Here is a 17,061-nt window from a genome sequence, read left to right on the forward strand (position 1 = left end):
GCCATTTCGGCCCCTCGGACGGCACCCCGATCGAAGGGAACAGCTCCCCGTGGCTGACTGGTACACGAACTTCGCGAACTCCGGCTTCGGCACCACGCTCGTCAAGCAGCTGGGCCTCCCGCGCCCGGCCGTGCTGCGCCGCTACGAGCCCGGTGAGCCGCTGCTCCCGGGCCCGGTGGTCATCGGCTCGGCCGGCGCCGGCCGCCTGCGCGACACCGTCGCCGCCGTCCTCAAGGACGCCGGTGCGACCGTCGTGTCGCCGGTGGCGGCCGACGGCTCGACCGACGGCGAGAAGCTCGGCGCCGTCGTCCTCGACGCCACGGGCCTCACCTCGCCCGGTGACCTGGCCAGCGCGCACGACTTCCTGGCCCCGGCGATCAAGCGGCTGCGCCCCAGCGGCCGGGTGCTGATCCTGGCCGACCCGCCGCAGGCCACCGACTCCCCGGCCGAGGCCGCGGCGCGCCAGGCCATCGACGGACTGGTCCGTTCCATCGGCAAGGAGCTGCTCAACGGCTCCACGGCCAACGCCGTGTACGTGCCCGAGGGCGCCGAGACCTCCGTCGCGAGCCCGCTGAAGTTCTTCCTGTCCGGCCGCTCGGCCTACGTCGACGGGCAGCTGCTCACGCTGTCGCCGGCCGACGTGCCCACCGGTGAGGACGCCGAGAAGCCACTGGCCGGCAAGGTCGCGGTCGTGACCGGCGCCGCGCGCGGCATCGGTGCCTCCATCGCGAAGGTCATGGCCCGCGACGGCGCCCACGTCGTCGCCGTCGACATCCCGGCCGCCGGTGACAGCCTGGCGCAGGTCGCCAACGAGATCGGCGGGACCGCGCTCCAGCTCGACATCACCGCCGCGGACGCCCCGCAGCGGCTGGTCGAGCACCTGCGCGAGCGGCACGGCGGCGTGGACGTCGTCGTGCACAACGCCGGCATCACCCGCGACAAGCTGCTGGTCAACATGGACGCCGCCCGCTGGAACACGGTCATGGCGGTCAACCTGCAGGCTCAGCTCGACATCACCCAGGCCCTGCTCGACGACGGCGACGTGCTCAAGGACGGCGCCCGCATCGTCTGCGTCTCCTCGCAGTCGGGCATCGCCGGCAACCGCGGTCAGACCAACTACGCGGCGTCCAAGGCCGGCGTCATCGGCATGGTGCGCGCCTGGGCGCCGCAGTTCGCCGAGCGCAAGGCGACGATCAACGCCGTCGCGCCGGGCTTCATCATCACCGAGATGACGGCGAAGATGCCGGTGGGCACCCGCGAGATCGGCTCGCGCATCAACTCGCTGCAGCAGGGCGGTCTGCCGGTCGACGTCGCCGAGACGATCGCCTGGCTGTCGCAGCCCGGCAGCGCCGGCGTGAACGGCCAGACCGTGCGGGTGTGCGGCCAGTCGATGCTGGGCGCCTGACGTGGCGACGACGGTCCTGGACGCGCCGCCGAACATGGCGGCGCTGTTCGCGAAGGCCGCGCTCACCGCGCGCGGCCGCGGCGGCGACCTGCCGGACACCCGGCTGGCCCGCACCGGCGTGACCGTGGACCCGGCGAACCTGGCCGGCTACGCCCGGGTGTGCCGGTTCCCGCTGGGGAACGCGCTGCCGGCGACGTACCCGCACATGCTCACGTTCCCGCTGCAGATGGCGCTGATGAGCGACCGCGCGTTCCCGCTGGCCCTCCCCGGGCTGGTGCACGTGCGCAACCGCATCGACGTCGTCCGGCCGGTCGCCGCGACCGAGAGCCTCGACCTCGAGGTGTGGGCGGAGCGGTTCGCCACCCACCGCAGCGGCGCGACCGTCGACCTCTGCGCCTCGGTCTCGGCCGGGGGAGGCGAGGTGTGGCGGAGTCGGTCCACCTACCTGGCGCGTAGCGCGAAGGCGCCGGCGGGCGCACCGGATTCCGATGTGACGGTGGAGGTCGGCGAGCTGGGCTCCCCGGTGGCCACTTGGCGGATCCCCGACGACGCCGGTCGCCGCTACGCCGCGGTCTCCGGTGACGTGAACCCGATCCACCTGTCCGGCCTCACGGCGAAGGCGTTCGGCTTCAAGCGGGCGATCGCGCACGGCATGTGGGTCAAGGCCCGCGTGCTCGCGGCGGTGGGCAACCGGCTGCCGGAGGCGTTCACCGTCGACGTCGGGTTCCGCAAGCCGCTGTTCCTGCCCTCGACCGTGACCCTGTCGACGGCGGCGACCGGCGGCGGGTGGGACGCTGCTGTGCGCAACGCGAAGAGCGGCACCGAGCACGTCGTCGCCACCGTCCGCCCCAGCTGACCGGAGAACCCGCATGCCCGTCTCGTTCGACCTCACCGAGGACCAGCTGGAGCTGCAGAAGTGGGTGCACGAGTTCGCGGCGAACGTCGTCCGCCCGGCCGCGCACGAGTACGACGAGCGGGAGGACTTCCCGTGGCCGGTGCTGCAGGAGGCCGCCAAGATCGGGCTCTACTCGCTGGACTTCTTCGCCACCCAGTGGTTCGACGAGTCCGGGCTCGGCATCCCGATCACCATGGAGGAGCTCTTCTGGGGTGACGCCGGGATCGGCCTGGCGATCGTCGGCACCACGCTGGCCGCGGCGAGCGTGCGCGCCAACGGCACCGACGAGCAGGTCGGTCAGTGGATCCCGGCGATGTTCGGCACCGAGTCCGAGCCCAAGGTCGCCGCGTTCTGCTCGTCCGAGCCCGACGCCGGCTCCGACGTCGGTGCGATGCGCACCCGCGCGGTCTACGACGAGAAGACCGACGAGTGGGTGCTCAACGGCGCCAAGACCTGGGCCACCAACGGCGGCATCGCCGACATCCACGTGGTCAACGCCGTCGTCGACCCGGAGCTCAAGGCCCGCGGGCACGCCAGCTTCGTGATCCCGCCGGGCACGAAGGGCATCGCGCAGGGGCAGAAGTTCCTCAAGCACGGCATCCGCGCCTCGCACACGGCCGAGGTCGTGCTCGAGGACTGCCGCATCCCCGGCGATTGCCTGCTCGGCGGCAAGGAGAAGCTCGAGCAGCGGCTGGCGCGCGCCCGCGAGGGGCAGAAGAGCGGCCGCACCCAGCCGTCGATGGCCACCTTCGAGCGCACGCGTCCGGCGGTCGGCGCCCAGGCGGTCGGCGTCGCCCGGGCCGCCTACGACTACGCGCTGGAGTACGCGAAGACCCGCGTCCAGTTCGGCCGCCCGATCATCGAGAACCAGTCGATCGCGTTCATGCTCGCCGACATGAAGACGTCGATCGACGCCGCCCGGCTGCTGGTGTGGCGCGCGGCGTGGATGGCGCGGGTCGGCCAGCAGTTCACCGCCGCCGAGGGTTCGATGTCCAAGCTGGTCGCTGGCGAGACCGCGGTGCGGGTCACCGAGAAGGCCATGCAGATCCTGGGCGGGAACGGCTACACCCGCGAGTACCCGGTCGAGCGCATGGCGCGCGACGCGAAGATCTACACGATCTTCGAGGGGACGTCGGAGATCCAGCGGCTGGTCATCGCGCGCACGATCTCCGGCGTGCACGTCCGCTGATCCGCGACCGCGCAACGACGCTGTCGCCCACCGGGCGCCGCCTCGCCTAGCATCGGGCCCGGCCGGATCCGACCTGGCCGCCAGGAGACGACCCGGGGGAGCGGCATGGGGGACCCGGACGGGTATCCGGACCAGGACCGGACGGAGCACCGGGAACGCGTACCCGAGCTGGTCGGGGCGTCGCGGCCGGCGGTGGCCCCGCGCCCCACGGGCGCGCACCGCGCGCCCGACGAGCCCGACGAGGAGCCGGCCGCGGCGCCGCCCGCCCGCGAGCCGTTGTGGCGCGGCGTCGTCCGCGGGACCGGCGAGCTGCTGATCACCGCCGGCCTCGTGCTGCTGCTGTTCGTCGTCTACGAGCTGTACGTCACCGACTACCTCACCGGTCAGCGGCAGGACGAGCTCACCCAGGAGCTGCGCGAGGAGTGGGCGCAGCCGCCGGCCCCCGGTGAGGCCCCGCAGCTGCGCCAGGTCGAGATCGGCGACGCGTTCGGCGTGCTGCGGATCCCCCGGCTCGGCGAGGACTACGCGCGGGTGATCCTCGAGGGGACCAGCGAGACCGAGCTGTCGCAGGGCCCCGGCCACTACGAGGGGACGGCGATGCCCGGCGAGCCCGGGAACGTGGCGCTGGCCGGCCACCGCGTCGGCAAGGGCTCGCCCTTCCTGGAGCTCGACGCGATGCAGCCCGGCGACCCGATCGTCGTGGAGACCGCCGACAGCTGGTTCGTCTACCGGGTGCTCGGCGACCCGGCCACCGGCGACCTGGACGCCGACCCCAGCGGCATCCCCGGGCTGCAGATCGTCCGGCCCACCGACATCGACGTCATCGCGCCGACCCCGAACCAGGCGGCCTCCGCGCCGACCGGGTCCTACCTGACCCTGACCACCTGCCACCCGCGGTTCTCCGCCCGGGAGCGGCTGATCATCCACGCCCGGCTCGAGGGCACGGCGCTGGCCAAGGCCGAGCTGCCCGACGGCCCGCCGGCGCTGTTCGAGGGCTGAGAGGAGCACACGTGTACGGCTGGATCTGGCGGCACCTGCCCGGGTCGACCGGGCTCAAGGCGCTGCAGGCGCTGGTGCTGGTCGCGGCGGTCTGCGCGCTGCTGCTCTTCGTCGTGTTCCCGTGGGTGGAGCCGCACCTGCCCTTCAACGACGTCACCGTCGACTGAGCCGACCCCGTCAGACGGCGGGGCCCACCAGGCGGGGCCGGGCCGCGGCGAGGCCCACGACCAGCTGCGCGGCGACGACGACCAGCAGCAGCACCAGGCCGGGTTCCCAGCCGCCGGTCGCCTCGTGCAGCAGTCCCACGCCCAGCGGCCCGGTCGCGGCCAGCAGGTAGCCGACGCTCTGCGCCGACGCCGAGAGCCGCCCGGTCTGCCCGACGTCCCGGGTGCGCTTCAGGATCATGGTCATCGCCAGCGGGAACGACACCCCGGTGCCCAGCCCGTAGAGGAACGCCCACAGCAGCGGTGCCGCCGCCGGGGCGAGCAGCAGGCCCGCGAGCCCGACGAGCACCGGCAGCGTGCCCACCAGCACCCAGGCGCGCTGGCCGGGGCGGCGGGCCGCCAGCGGGGGGACGACGAGCGACGCCGGCAGCCCCAGCGCGGTGGCCAGCGCCAGGATCCCGCCGGCCGCCACCGCCGAGGTGCCGGACTGCGCCTCGAGGATCTCGGCCAGCCAGGTCAGCATCGCGTAGAACGCCAGCGACTGGAACCCGAAGAACAGCGTGACCGCCAGCGCCACGCGGTCGCGGAGCACGGCGGTGCGGGCGCCGCTGGGCGCGGCCGGCGGGCGGGGGACGTCGCGTCGCGCCCGGGCCAGCGCGGCCATGGCGACCAGGGCGGCGACCACGAGCACTCCCCACAGGACCAGGCCGGCGACGGCGCTGCCCGCGACGTCGGCCAGCGGCTGGGCGAGGCCGGCGCCGATGCTCGCCGAGGCGGCCATCGAGGCGACGACCATGCCCAGCACGAGGGCGCTGCGGTCGCCGTAGTCCGCGCGGGCGGCGGCGGGCAGCAGCACGTTGGCGATGGCGATCCCGCTGGTGAGCAGCACCGTGCCCGCGTAGAGCCCGGGCGCCCCGGCCAGGCGCAGCAGCACGCCCACTGCGATCACGACGACGCCGACGAGCACCGCCCGGTGCACCCCCAGCCGGCTGGCCAGCGCCGGCGCGAACGGCGACACCAGACCGAAGCAGACCAGCGGCAGCGCGGTGACGACGGCCAGCGCACCGGTGGACAGCGACAGCTCGTCGCCCAGCTCGCCGAGCAGCGGACCGACGGCGGCGAACGGCGCGCGCAGGCAGAGCGCGACCAGCACCAGGACGACGGCGGGCAGGACGAGGAACCGGCTCCGGCGACGGCGATCGGTGGCGGCGTCCTCGTGCTGTGTCCCGGCCCCCGTCATGGCTCCATGCTCACCCCCGGCCCGGGATGCGGCACCGGCGGGTCGGCAACAGAGCGTTCGCGCAGATGGAGAGGAAGTTCGCACTTCAGGACTGCGCCCTACGTGTCGATCATCCGGTCGAGTGAGGAACCGGGCGGTCCGCCCGGGGCATCTGGTCGACAGGAAGAGACCATGGCAGGGAAGTCCGTTGTGGCCGTCGGGGCCCACCCCGACGACATCGAGCTGGGGTGCGGCGCGACGCTGCTCGCGCACGCCGCCGCCGGTGACCGCGTCACCATGCTGGTGATGACCGGCGGGGAGAGCGGCCCCGGTACGGCCAACCGGCACCTCGAGCAGCGCTCCGCCGCCGCCGTGCTCGGCGCGGGCCTGCGCTGGGGCGGGCTGGTCGACTGCCGGATGACCGCCGACAGCGGCACGGTGCAGGTCATCGAGCAGGTCCTCGCCGAGACCTCGGCCGACCTGGTCTACGTGCACGCTCCCGAGGACAGCCACCAGGACCACCGGGCCGCCGCCGCGGCCACCCTCTCCGCGGCCCGCCGGCTCGCCCGCGTCCTGCACTACCAGAGCCCCTCCACCCTCACCTTCACCCCGACCGTGTTCGTCGACGTCACCGCCCACCTGTCGGGCAAGCTCGCGGCGCTGGCGGCCCACTCCTCGCAGGTCGAGAACTCGCCGATGGTCGAGCCCGACGCGGTGCAGGCCTCCGCCCGCCACTGGGGCGCCCAGGCCCGGATCGGCTACGCCGAGGCCTTCCAGCCCACCCGCATGGTCCTCGACCTCGCCCCGGCGGCTCCGGTCGCCGACCGCCGGCGCTCGTCCACCCGCATCGTCCCGGCGCCCCACCGCACGGCGGCTGCCGCGCGATGAGCCCCGTCCCGGCGGTCGTCCCCGACGGCCGTGCCCCCGCTGCCCCGCTCGCCGGCTCCGTGCCGGCGAGCGGGTCGGCGCACGGTGCACGGCCCGACGGGCGACGGCTGGTGCTGGTCGGCTACGTCGTCGCGCTCGTCGCGGCGATCGTCGCCTTCGGGACCGACCCGGTGTTCGGCGTCATCGCCGGCGCCCTGAACGTCGTCTTCGCCGTCTTCTTCTTCCGGCACCTGGCGTTCGCCGTCGCGGCCGCGCGCTGGGCCGAGGCCGACCTGCTGGCCCCCGACGTGGACCTGGACGGGTACACGCCCGAGGTCGCGGTCTTCGTCGGCTGCAAGAACGAGGAACTCGTCGTCGACGGGATGATCACCGCCCTCCTCGGGCTCGAGTACCCGCCGGACAAGCTGACCCTCGTCGTCGTCAACGACGGATCCGACGACGGCACCGGGGCGCGGCTGGACGCCCGGGCCGCCCTCGAGCCGCGGCTCCGCGTGCTGCACCGGGCCCCGAACTCCGGCGGCGGCAAGTCCGGCGCGCTCAACGACGCCCTGGCCACCGTCGACGCCGAGATCGTCCTCGTCTTCGACGCCGACCACGAGCCCGACCCCAACGCGCTGCGCCGCCTGGTCCGGCACTTCCGCGACCCCTCGGTGGGCGCCGTCATGGGCCGCTGCGTGATCCGCAACGGCCAGGAGTCGACGATGGCCACCACGGTCTTCGTCGACTTCCTGTCCGGTTACCTGGTCAACGAGTACGGCCGGCAGGCGCTGTTCGAGCTGCCCGCCTACGGCGGCGCCAACTGCGCCGTCCGGATGACGACGCTGCGGGCGCTGGGCGGCTGGAACACCGAGACGGTCACCGAGGACACCGACCTCACGCTGCGGGTGCTGCTCTCCGGGCAGCGGGTCCGCTACGACGTCTCGGCGATCGACTACGAGGAGGCGGTGGTCACCGCCCAGCGCTTCTGGACGCAGCGCTACCGCTGGGCCCGCGGCCACCAGAAGTGCTTCCGCGACTACACGTGGTCCATGCTCCGCTCGCCCCACCTCACGGTGGTGGAGAAGGCGGAGTCGCTGCTGTTCCTGCTCGGCTACCACGTGCCGGTGCTCAGCGGGATCGGCGTGCTGCTCACCGTCCTGCGGGCGTTCGGCGTCGGCGACGAGCCGATCATCGGCCTGCTGCCGCTGTCGATGCTGCTGTTCGTCGGTCCGCTGGCCGAACTCACCGTCGGCCTGCTCGTGGGCCGGGTCGAGCGGCGGGCCGCCTGGTCGCTGCTGGGCTTCATCCCGGCGTTCGCGCTGTCCATCTGGATCACCACCCGCGCCTACCTCGACGGCATGCTCGGGCGGCAGTACACCTGGGTGAAGACGACCCGGTCCGGCGGCACCTCCACGGTGGCGCCGTCCCCGGCGGGTGGGCAGGCATGAGCGCCTCCTCGTCGCTGCCCCGCTCGATCCGCGGCCGCGTCGTCGTGCGCGGTGGCGCCCGGCGCCGCGTGACCGTGCTGGTCGAGCTGTGCATCACCGTCGCCATCTGCCTGCTGGGCTACACCTTCGGCGCGACCTGGTTCAAGGAGCACGAGGCCCGCTGGACCGTCGCGATCCTGCACTTCTTCGGCGAGGACCGGGTCTCCGACGTCTTCCCGGGCCACATCCTGATGTTCCGGGACGGCGAGGTGCTCGACGGCGAGGTGACGACGTCCTGCTCGTCGATCCTCACCGTCATCGGCCTCACCGCGCTGACCTTCGCGGTGCTGCGCCGGCGGCGCTGGCACGCGGTGCTCGGGCTGGCCATCGGCCTGGTCTCCGTGGTGGTCGCCAACGACCTCCGGCTGGTCGCCTCGGCGCTGGCCGGCGTGCACTGGGGCCAGCCGGCCATGGTGCTGTTCCACGACTGGGTCGGCACGGTGTGGACTCTCGCCGCCACCCTGGGCGGCTTCCTCGTGATGGTCCACTTCACGCTGCCGATCGCCGAGCGCGCGGAGCAGGACGTCGCCGGGCGGCACACCGCCGGGCGGCCGACGACCTGGGCGCGCCCGGGCCTGGGCTACCGCGTCGAGGACGTCGAGCCGTCGACCGGCGGCCGGCGGGCCTCGCTGACCGGCTACCTGCACCGCTACGTGCTGCCCCGGTGGGTGTCCCGCCGCCTGGCCGCCCGCCGCGAGGCCGGCCGGATCGACTACCGCATCGGGCACCAGCCGCCGCAGCAGCGGATCGAGACCGTGCGCGCGCTGGTGGCCGACGGCCTCGGCGCGCACATCGCGTCGCTGCTGGCGATCGCCACGTACGAGGAGGACCTCGACGTGCTGGACGCCCTCGCCGACGCGATCGCCGCGCGCCAGTGGGAACCGGTGACGAACGACCGCATCGCCGCCGTGCGGCTGTGGGCCCGTGGCTGGCTGTCCGCCCGCCGGACCGGTGCCCCGACCCCGACCCCGATCCCGGTCCCGAAGCCGGCCCTGGTCCCGGTGCCGGCCCCCGTTCCGGTCCCTGCTCCGGTCCCGGTGCCGATCGACGACGTGTTCGACGACCTGATCGACGACGAGTTCGACGACGTGATCGACGTGGTCGACGACGACATCGTCTTCCGGGCCGCCGGCCCCCCGCCGCCGGTGCCGGCCCCGGCGCGCTCTCCGGAGCCCGCCCCGCCGGCCCGGCTCCCGCACCCCCGAAGCTTCGCCCGACCCCCGCTCCACCCGGAGGACCCCCGATGACCCGCCCGCCGCTCCCCTCGCCGCGCAACCCGCTCGACGTGCAGCTGTCCTCGCCCGACCTGTGGGCCGAGGTCCCCGCTCCCGCTCCCGCCCCGGCTCCTCTGCCGGCCCGGGCGACGGTGCTGGTCACCGGAGCCGGTGGGCCGGCCGGGATCTCCGTCGTCCGCCGGCTGGTGGCCCTCGGGCACCGGGTCGTGGCCGCCGACGCCGATCCGACCGCCGCGGGCGGCGCGCTCGCCTCGGTGGCCGTGACCCTGCCGCCGGGCGACCACCCCCGCTTCCTCGACGCGCTGCTCGGTGCCGTCGCGGTCTACGGCGTGGACGCGCTCATCGGCACCGTCGCCGAGGAGCTGCCCACGCTCACCGCCGGCGTCGACCGGCTGACCGCGGCCGGGGTGGCCACCTGGCTGCCCGACCTCGCCGCGGTCGACCTGTGCTGCGACAAGGGCGCCTTCGCCGAGCGCATGGACCAGGCCGGGGTGCCCTCCCCGCCGACGGCGACGACCGCCGAGGGCGCCGGCTCCCTGCCCGGGCCGTGGATCGTCAAGCCCAACTCGGGGCGCGGCAGCCGCGGGCTGCAGCTGCTCGACGACCGCGACGCCGTCGTCGCCGCCCTGTCGGCCGATCCGGGGCTCATCGCCCAGACGCGGCTGAGCGGGCGCGAGTTCACCGCCGACGCGCTCGTGGACCGCGACGGCCGCCTGCTCACCGTCGTCCCCCGCTGGCGGGACGAGACCAAGGCCGGCATCTCGGTCAAGGGCACCACCTTCGCCTCCCCGGCCGTCACCGACCTGGTGTCCGACGCGCTGGCCGCGGTGGGCCTGACCGGCCCGGCCAACGTGCAGGGCTTCGTCGCCGACGACGGGACCGCCACGGTCGTGGAGATCAACCCGCGGTTCTCCGGTGGCCTGCCGCTCACGCTGGCGGCCGGCGCCGACGTCGTCTCGGCCTACCTGTCCGGCATCCGCGACCCGCAGGCGGAGCTGCCGTTCCTCTGGTTCACCCCGGGTGTGCGGATGAGCCGCTACTTCGCCGAGACGTACACGGCCGCCGACGGAACGCCCGTCGCCGACCCGTGCGCGCCCGCCGCGGTCCAGGTCGAGGTGCCGGCATGACCCGCCGCCGGCACGTGCTGGTGCCCTTCGGCACCCGCCCCGAGGTCGTGAAGCTCGCCCCGGTCGTCCATGCCCTGACCGCCGCCGGTCACGAGGTGGCCGTCGTCGACACCGGGCAGCACACCGACCCCGCCCTGAGCTCGGAGCTCCAGGACGCCCTCGGGCTCGCCCCCACCCTGCGGTTCTCGCTGCCGACCGAGCAGCCCGCCCGCACCGGCGCCCTGCACGCCGACGCGGCCGCCGCGGTGGCGAAGTTCTCCCCCGACCTCGTGCTCGCCCTCGGCGACACCAACACCGTGCCCGCCTACGCGCTGGCCGCCCGCGGGGCGGGGGTGCCGTTCGGTCACGTCGAGGCCGGGCTGCGCAGCCTCAACCAGCGCAGCATCGAGGAGGTCAACCGCAAGGTGGCCGCCGCCTCGGCGCAGGTGCACTTCGCGCCCACCGCCCGCGCCGCGGCCTTCCTCGCCGCGGAGGGCGTTCCCCAGGAACGCATCTTCGTCGTCGGCAACCCGGTGATCGACACGCTCGTGGCGCGCGGCGTCGCGCCCCGTCCGGTCGCCGACCGCGCCGGCGTCCTGGTCACCGCGCACCGGCCCACCAACGTCGACGACCCGGCCCGCCTGGCCCGGCTGGTCACCGTCGTCCGCGGCCTGGCCGACACGATCGGCCCGGTCACCTTCCCGGTGCACCCGCGCACCGCCCGGCGGCTGGAGGAGACCGGGCTGGCCGCCGACCTGGCGCACCCGGGCGTCACGCTGACGGCGCCGCTGGACTACGACACGCTGCTGGCGACGCTCGCCTCCTCACGGCTGGCGGTCACCGACTCCGGTGGCATCCAGGAGGAGGCCGCCTACCTCGGTGTCCCCGTGGTGGTGCTGCGGGCCTCGACCCCCCGCTGGGAGGGCGTGGAGGCCGGGACGACGACGCTGGCCGGCCTGGCCGACGACGACGCCGCGGCCCGCGTGATGGCCGCCGCGACGGCGCACAGCTCCGCCGCCGGGCAGGAGCGCGCCGCCACGCTGCCGTGCCCCTACGGCGACGGCACGACCGGCGTGCGCATCGCCCAGATCCTGGCCGACGAGCGCACCGACGCCCTGCTCGCGCTCACCGAGCCGGACTTCACCGACGGGCACCTGCCGTGGTGACCCCGGGCTGGGACGGCCCTCCGCCGCTGGGCGTCGTCGTGGACCTCGACGACACGCTCTACCCGCAGGCCGACTACCTCGCCGGGGCCGCGGTCTCGGTGGGCCGGGCCGCCGGCGACCTGGGCCTGGACGGGGACGCCGTCACGAGGGCGCTGGCCGCCTGCCTGGCCACCGGCTCCGACACCGGCGGCACCATCGACCGGGCGCTGCTCGCCGTCGGCGTGCCCGAGGCGGCGCTGCCCGGCCTCGTGCCGCCGCTGGTCGCCGCGTTCACCGGGCACACCCCCGACCGGCTGGACCCGTACCCGGGTGCCGAGGACGCGCTTCGGTCGCTGCTCGCCCACGTGCCGGTCGGCTGCATCACCGACGGCCACCCCACCATCCAGGCGGCCAAGCTCGCCGCGACCGGTCTCTCGCCGCTGCTGCCCGCCGTCGTCATCACCGACGACCTCGGCGGCCGCGCCATGCGCAAGCCGCACCCGGCCGGGCTGACCGTGCTGGCGGAGCGGATGGACGTGCCCGCCGACCGGCTGCTCGTCATCGGCGACCGGCCCGGCAAGGACGTCGCCGTCGCCGCCGCCGTCGGTGCCCGCGCCATCCGGATCCGGCAGGGGGAGTACGCCTCCGCGCCGGACACCCCGCCGGCCTGGGCCGTCGTCGACTCGTTCCCCGAGGCGGCCGAGCTGGCGCTGCGCGTGCTCGCGCCCGCTCACTCCTTCGGGTGAGGTCGGCCGCCGAGGGCTCCAGTCAGGAGCCCAGGGAGCCGATGGCGGTCTCATGGGTGGGTCAGCCACCCCCGATCCGAGGTGTGTGCATGAGGACCAAGACGACCGGCCGCTCCCGAATGCTCGGCGTCCTCGTGGCCGTCTGCGTCGCCGTCGGGCTGTCTGCCGTCCCCGGCGTGGCCGCGGCGGCGCCTGCCCAGGTCGCCCCGTTCGTCGACTGCTACCGGGAGAACACCGACGGGACCTACACCGTCGTCTTCGGCTACTCGAACACGTACAAGGCGTCGACGACGATCCGGTACGGGGTGGACAACCGGATCTCCCCTACGGCCTACCAGGGCGCGCAGCCGCAGTCGTTCTCGGTCGGCACGCACCGGGGCGTGTTCTCGCTGACCGTGAAGGCGGCGGACGTGAGCACGTTCCGGTGGGAGCTGGACCGGACCACGCTGACGTACTGGTCGGCGTCCTCGGCGCCGCAGTGCGCGCCGTCGACCCCGCTGCCCCTGCTGGGCAACGGGACCGGGCTGGCGATCGCGCTCGTGGCCGGAGGAGTGTTCGGCGTGCTCTTCGTGCGCCGCATGATCCGCCGGGCCGCCGTCCGCGCCTGATCCCGCCCGACCGAGAGCCCCTCCCCGACCGGGGCGGGGCTCTCGGTCGTCCTCGTGCCCGCCCCGGTCCGAGCGGCGCCGTAGCATGCGCGCAGTGCTGGGAGGGCTCGCATAGCGGCCTAGTGCGGCGGTCTTGAAAACCGCTAAGAGGTGATCCCTCTTCGTGGGTTCGAATCCCACGCCCTCCGCTCCTCGTCCGGGGAGGAGACCGTCCGTCGACGACCCCTCCGCGGGAGCGACGGCGCGCGCGGCCGGGACCGAGCTGCCTACGATCTGTGCGCACGGGGGAGCGGGCTGGGAGGAGCGCCTGTGATCCGGTCCGGCGGCGGCCCGCGCCACGCCGCGCCCGGCGACCGCGGAGACGCGCCGCGGCCGCCCACGACGTCAGGCGGCGCTCGTCGAGCCGCCCACCGTCGCGCCGGGGGCACGCGCCGGCGGACCGTGGCACGGGCCCGCGGCCGGTGGCTGCTCCTCGTCGCCGCCCTGGCCGCGGTCGCCGCCGTCGTCGTGGTCGTGGTCGTGCGGCGCGACGCCGCTCCCGGCGCCGACGGCCCTCCGGACGTCGAGGTCGCCGTCCCCGAGACGCTGATCGCCTGGCTGGACGCCGGTCTGCCCGAGGGCGCGTCCGTCGCGGCCCCTCCCGGACTGCGGGACGACCTCCTCGGGGCGGGAGCCGATGCCGCCCTGCTGCGGGACCCGGTGCCGGAGGCCGCAGGGAACTCCGCCACCCCCGCCCTGGTCCTGGCGGAGACCGCGCCCGAGGGCAGCCGGCTGCTCGCGCGCTTCGAGCGGGAGGGGGACGCCCCCCTGCTCCTGGTCGACCCCGCGCCCGTCGAGCCGACGCCGGACCAGCGACGGCAGCGGGAGACCCTCGCCGCCGCGATCCTGACCAACCCGGGCACGCGCACCGGGGGGAACGCCCGCGAGGTGCTGTCCGCGGCCGACGTCGACGCCCGCCTGCTGGCGCTCATCGGCGCGGCGACCGCGCAGCAGGGTCTCGGGCTGGCGGCCTTCCCCCGTCTGCCCGGCGAGGAACCGGGCACCGCGCCCGCCCGCCGGGTCCTCGTGGACGCGTACGGCGGACGCCCAGTGCCGGACGACGACGCCGCGACGCGCCGACTGGTCTCGTGGCTGGACGCGCAGCTGCCTCCCTTCGCCCCCGCAACGGTCGAGGTCAGCGACGAGGGCGTGCTGATCGCGTTCGACTACGCGCCCGGACCCGACGCCGTCGTCGGCGAGGCCACCCGCTGACGGAGCCGTCCTGGACGTGCGGAACCGCCGTTCGACGGGTACTCGTAGTACTCGGTAGCGCACGTCGCGTGCGGCACCGTCGGTTCGCGGGGGTCGGAGAACTCTGGGGGAACACATCGTGCGGACCATCTGTGCCGTCCTCGTCGCGCTGCTCGTGACGCTGACGACGGCGTTGCTCTCCCCGGCGCAGGCCGCGGAGACCGGGCTGCTGCGCCTGGCTCACCTGTCGCCGGACACCCCCGCGGTCGACGTGTACGTCGACTCGGTCGCCGATCCGGGGAACGGGACCGCGCTGCTGACCGTGCCGGGCGTCAACTACGGCACGATCTCCGACTACCAGGCCGTGCCGCCGGGCGTCTACGCGATCAGCATGCGCGAGGCGGGAGCCGCTCCGGACAGCCCGCCGGCGCTGTCGACGACGGTCGAGATCGCCGCCGGCAGCGCGCGCACGGTCGCCGGCGTCGGACCCGCGGCGGACCTCGGCCTGGAGGTCCTGCAGGACGACCTCACCCCGCCGGCCGGCGGACAGGCGCGCGTGCGGGTCGTCGCCGCCGCGGCCACGGCACCGAACCTGGACGCCGTGGCCGGCGACGCGTCACTGGCCACCGACCTGGCTTTCGCCCGGACCGGCGAGTACGCCGCCCTCCCCGCCGGCACCGACCGCTTGACGCTCACCGCGCAGGGCACGTCCACGGAGGTGCCCATCGAGGTGGCCGCCGGCTCGGTGTACAGCCTGTTCGTCCTCGACCGTCCCGGAGGCGGGCTCACCGTCCGCACGGTGCTCGACGCCGCGGGCGCGGGTGCGGTTCCGGTCGGCGGCGTGGAGGCCGGCGCCGGCGGGGCGGCCGGCGGCTCGTCGCCGTCCGGGCTCCCGGTCGCCGCCGCGCTCGGCGCCGGTCTCGTCGGCCTCGTCGCCGTCGGAGTCGGCCGGCGGTCGACGGCCGGCCGGCACAGCCCGTCCGCCTGATCCGGTGCGCCACCGCGCCGGGCGCCGCCGGGCGCCGAGGGGACACGGTCCGCCGAGCCGGCTGCTCGGCGGGCGGGTCGTGCTCGCCGGCGTCGTGGGAGCTGTGCTCGTCCTCGGCCCCGCGGCCCCTCCTCCTCCGTCCCCCGCCGGCCCGGCGGCCGACCAGGGCTCCTCGGTCGTCGCCGAGGCCGGCGCCCTGCGGGCGACCCCGGAACCGGTGCGGGTGCGTGTGCCGCGGATCGACGTCGACAGCACGCTGGACCGGCTGGGGCTGCTGGCCGACGGGTCGTTGGAGACGCCGGCCGACTTCGGGCAGGCCGGCTGGTACGGCGGCGGGCCGGCACCGGGGGACGTCGGCCCGGCGGTGCTGGCCGGACACGTGGACTCCACCGCGGGCCCGGCCGTCTTCTGGCGGCTGCGCGAGGTCGTCGCCGGCGACGAGGTGCTGGTCGACCGCGCGGACGGGTCGACGGCCCGGTTCACGGTGACCCGGGTCGCGCGCCACCCCAAGGACGCGTTCCCCACGGACGAGGTCTACGGCCCGACACCCGACGCGCAACTGCGGCTGATCACCTGCGGTGGTGAGTTCGACAGCTCGCGGCGCAGCTACGAGGACAACGTCGTCGTCTTCGCGCGCTCGGCGTGAGCCCTGACACGCAGCCGGGTCGCGACGACCGGTGGTGTCCTGCAGCCCTGAGGGGCGCGTTTCCGCAGGTCAGCGCCGCCGATGTCGACATGGCGGCGCCCCGGGCGAGGGGTCACCACCGGATCGGGGAGCCCGTCGCAACGATCCGGTGACGGGGCGGTCCGGGGTGGTCCGGAACCGGTCGGTCGGGGCCCCGGGGAGCCGTAACTTCTGCACCACACCGCGGTACTTCCCGCCGCGGTCAGGGCGTCGAGGAGTCTCCCCGTGAGCATGGGCACGTTGCTGTTGTGGCCGACCACCGCACTGCTGGGTTTTCTCCTGTCCACAGCGGTGGTGGTGCTCCTCGGTTCCAGCTCGACCGCCCGGTACGAGTTCGAGCGCAACGGTGCCCGCACCGCCGAGGCCGCGATCGCCCGCAGCATGAGCAACCACCCCGCGGGTCGTCGGGTCGCCGGTGGCACCCCCGCCGGCGGCGGCGCCGAGGCGCAGGCGCGACCGCAGGCGGTCGCCGTGGCCGAGCGCCCGGAGCCCGCTCCGGCCCCGGCCGCCCCGACCTGGTGGCTGGTCGGCGAGAACGCGGAGGTGCTCAGCGGTCCGTTCGACGACCGGCTCGACGCCGACTGGGCGCTGCTGGACTCCGACGTCCCCGCCGTGGCCGTGTTCGGTGCCCGCCGCGCGGACGGGACCGTCGCGCCCCGCCCCACGCCCGAGGACCGGGCCTGGCTGACCGAGCTGGGCGACCAGCTGGACCGGCTGCCCGAGGACTGGGACGCCCTGCTGTCGGACACCGACCCGCTGACGACGCTGGTCGTGGAGATCGCCTCCGCGCTCCTCGAGGCCGGCCTGCCGCTCTACGACGCCGCGCAGGAGACGCCGTCCGGCGGGGTCTGGCTGGCTCCCGACACCAGCAACTGCAGCGTCCTGGTCAGCTGGCGCACGCACTCCCGGATGAGCGCCCAGGGGTCCCGCGGGCCGGAGGCGGAGAGCGCCGTCCTGGAGCTGATGAACGCCACGGTCGCCGACGTGCTCGCCCAGCTCGGCTTCGTGGTGCAGGTGACGGGGCCCGTCGGCTGCTCGATGGTGACGGCGCTGCGCTGACCCGATCGGTCACGACTCGGTCGTGATCTGCGCC

The 17,061-nt window shown here is 75.1% G+C and carries 17 protein-coding genes and 1 tRNA gene; 17 read left to right on the top strand and 1 reads right to left on the bottom strand.

The features are described 5' to 3' along the window. Positions 1 to 49: 49 nt before the first annotated feature. From DQ244_RS00460 to DQ244_RS19515, 5 genes are all read left to right on the top strand, one after another. Positions 50 to 1,405, top strand: coding sequence for a 3-oxoacyl-ACP reductase (locus DQ244_RS00460; RefSeq protein ID WP_113809535.1), 1,356 nt, complete (start codon positions 50 to 52; stop codon positions 1,403 to 1,405). A 1-nt stretch (position 1,406) separates the two neighbouring features. Further along, the gene (locus tag DQ244_RS00465; RefSeq protein WP_113809536.1) at positions 1,407 to 2,261 is read left to right on the top strand and encodes a MaoC/PaaZ C-terminal domain-containing protein; all 855 of its coding nucleotides are present in this window, start codon (positions 1,407 to 1,409) and stop codon (positions 2,259 to 2,261) included. Between the two features lie 13 nt (positions 2,262 to 2,274). Continuing rightward, complete coding sequence (locus DQ244_RS00470; protein WP_113809537.1) at positions 2,275 to 3,489, top strand: acyl-CoA dehydrogenase family protein; 1,215 nt, start codon at positions 2,275 to 2,277, stop codon at positions 3,487 to 3,489. Positions 3,490 to 3,594: 105 nt separating this feature from the next. Beyond that, positions 3,595 to 4,488 carry a class E sortase gene (locus tag DQ244_RS00475; RefSeq protein ID WP_113809538.1) on the top strand — a complete coding sequence of 298 codons (894 nt, stop codon included), beginning with the start codon at positions 3,595 to 3,597 and terminating at the stop codon, positions 4,486 to 4,488. An 11-nt stretch (positions 4,489 to 4,499) separates the two neighbouring features. Next, positions 4,500 to 4,655 (top strand): hypothetical protein, encoded by a 156-nt coding sequence (locus DQ244_RS19515; RefSeq protein ID WP_199580089.1) that lies wholly within the window; start codon positions 4,500 to 4,502, stop codon positions 4,653 to 4,655. Between the two features lie 10 nt (positions 4,656 to 4,665). Here the strand turns inward: DQ244_RS19515 and DQ244_RS00480 are convergent, their stop codons facing one another. Next, a complete protein-coding gene (locus tag DQ244_RS00480; RefSeq protein WP_113809539.1) occupies positions 4,666 to 5,892 on the bottom strand; it encodes an MFS transporter in 1,227 nt (408 codons plus the stop codon). A gap of 171 nt (positions 5,893 to 6,063) precedes the next feature. Between DQ244_RS00480 and DQ244_RS00485 the strand changes: the two genes are divergently transcribed. The 12 genes from DQ244_RS00485 (at position 6,064) to DQ244_RS00540 (ending at position 17,027) form a co-directional block, all read left to right on the top strand. Further along, positions 6,064 to 6,759: a PIG-L deacetylase family protein gene (locus tag DQ244_RS00485; protein WP_113809540.1), complete on the top strand. Its 696-nt coding sequence runs from the start codon at positions 6,064 to 6,066 to the stop codon at positions 6,757 to 6,759. Further along, complete coding sequence (locus DQ244_RS00490; protein WP_113809541.1) at positions 6,756 to 8,186, top strand: glycosyltransferase family 2 protein; 1,431 nt, start codon at positions 6,756 to 6,758, stop codon at positions 8,184 to 8,186. Before DQ244_RS00485 ends, DQ244_RS00490 begins: the two co-directional genes overlap by 4 nt. Continuing rightward, complete coding sequence (locus DQ244_RS00495; RefSeq protein WP_113809542.1) at positions 8,183 to 9,472, top strand: exosortase/archaeosortase family protein; 1,290 nt, start codon at positions 8,183 to 8,185, stop codon at positions 9,470 to 9,472. Before DQ244_RS00490 ends, DQ244_RS00495 begins: the two co-directional genes overlap by 4 nt. Further along, positions 9,469 to 10,587, top strand: a complete 1,119-nt coding sequence (locus DQ244_RS00500) for an ATP-grasp domain-containing protein (protein ID WP_113809543.1) — start codon at positions 9,469 to 9,471, stop codon at positions 10,585 to 10,587. Before DQ244_RS00495 ends, DQ244_RS00500 begins: the two co-directional genes overlap by 4 nt. Beyond that, positions 10,584 to 11,732 (top strand): non-hydrolyzing UDP-N-acetylglucosamine 2-epimerase, encoded by a 1,149-nt coding sequence (wecB, locus tag DQ244_RS00505; RefSeq protein ID WP_113809544.1) that lies wholly within the window; start codon positions 10,584 to 10,586, stop codon positions 11,730 to 11,732. The genes DQ244_RS00500 and wecB overlap by 4 nt, the downstream gene beginning before the upstream one ends. Then, a complete protein-coding gene (locus DQ244_RS00510; RefSeq protein WP_233491079.1) occupies positions 11,726 to 12,457 on the top strand; it encodes an HAD family hydrolase in 732 nt (243 codons plus the stop codon). Before wecB ends, DQ244_RS00510 begins: the two co-directional genes overlap by 7 nt. A gap of 89 nt (positions 12,458 to 12,546) precedes the next feature. Beyond that, a complete protein-coding gene (locus tag DQ244_RS00515) occupies positions 12,547 to 13,065 on the top strand; it encodes a hypothetical protein (protein WP_147251430.1) in 519 nt (172 codons plus the stop codon). A gap of 100 nt (positions 13,066 to 13,165) precedes the next feature. Beyond that, a tRNA-Ser gene (locus DQ244_RS00520) sits at positions 13,166 to 13,253 on the top strand. Between the two features lie 253 nt (positions 13,254 to 13,506). Then, positions 13,507 to 14,316 (top strand): hypothetical protein, encoded by an 810-nt coding sequence (locus DQ244_RS00525; protein ID WP_113809546.1) that lies wholly within the window; start codon positions 13,507 to 13,509, stop codon positions 14,314 to 14,316. A gap of 118 nt (positions 14,317 to 14,434) precedes the next feature. Then, entirely contained in the window at positions 14,435 to 15,283 is an 849-nt protein-coding gene (locus DQ244_RS00530) for a DUF4397 domain-containing protein (RefSeq protein WP_233491080.1), read from the top strand. Between the two features lie 4 nt (positions 15,284 to 15,287). Next, a complete protein-coding gene (locus DQ244_RS00535) occupies positions 15,288 to 15,929 on the top strand; it encodes a class F sortase (RefSeq protein ID WP_233491081.1) in 642 nt (213 codons plus the stop codon). 264 nt (positions 15,930 to 16,193) lie between these two features. Beyond that, a complete protein-coding gene (locus DQ244_RS00540) occupies positions 16,194 to 17,027 on the top strand; it encodes a hypothetical protein (RefSeq protein WP_113809547.1) in 834 nt (277 codons plus the stop codon). Positions 17,028 to 17,061: the final 34 nt, after the last annotated feature.

It is taken from the genome of Blastococcus sp. TBT05-19, from assembly GCF_003319095.1.
Lineage (GTDB): Bacteria > Actinomycetota > Actinomycetes > Mycobacteriales > Geodermatophilaceae > Blastococcus.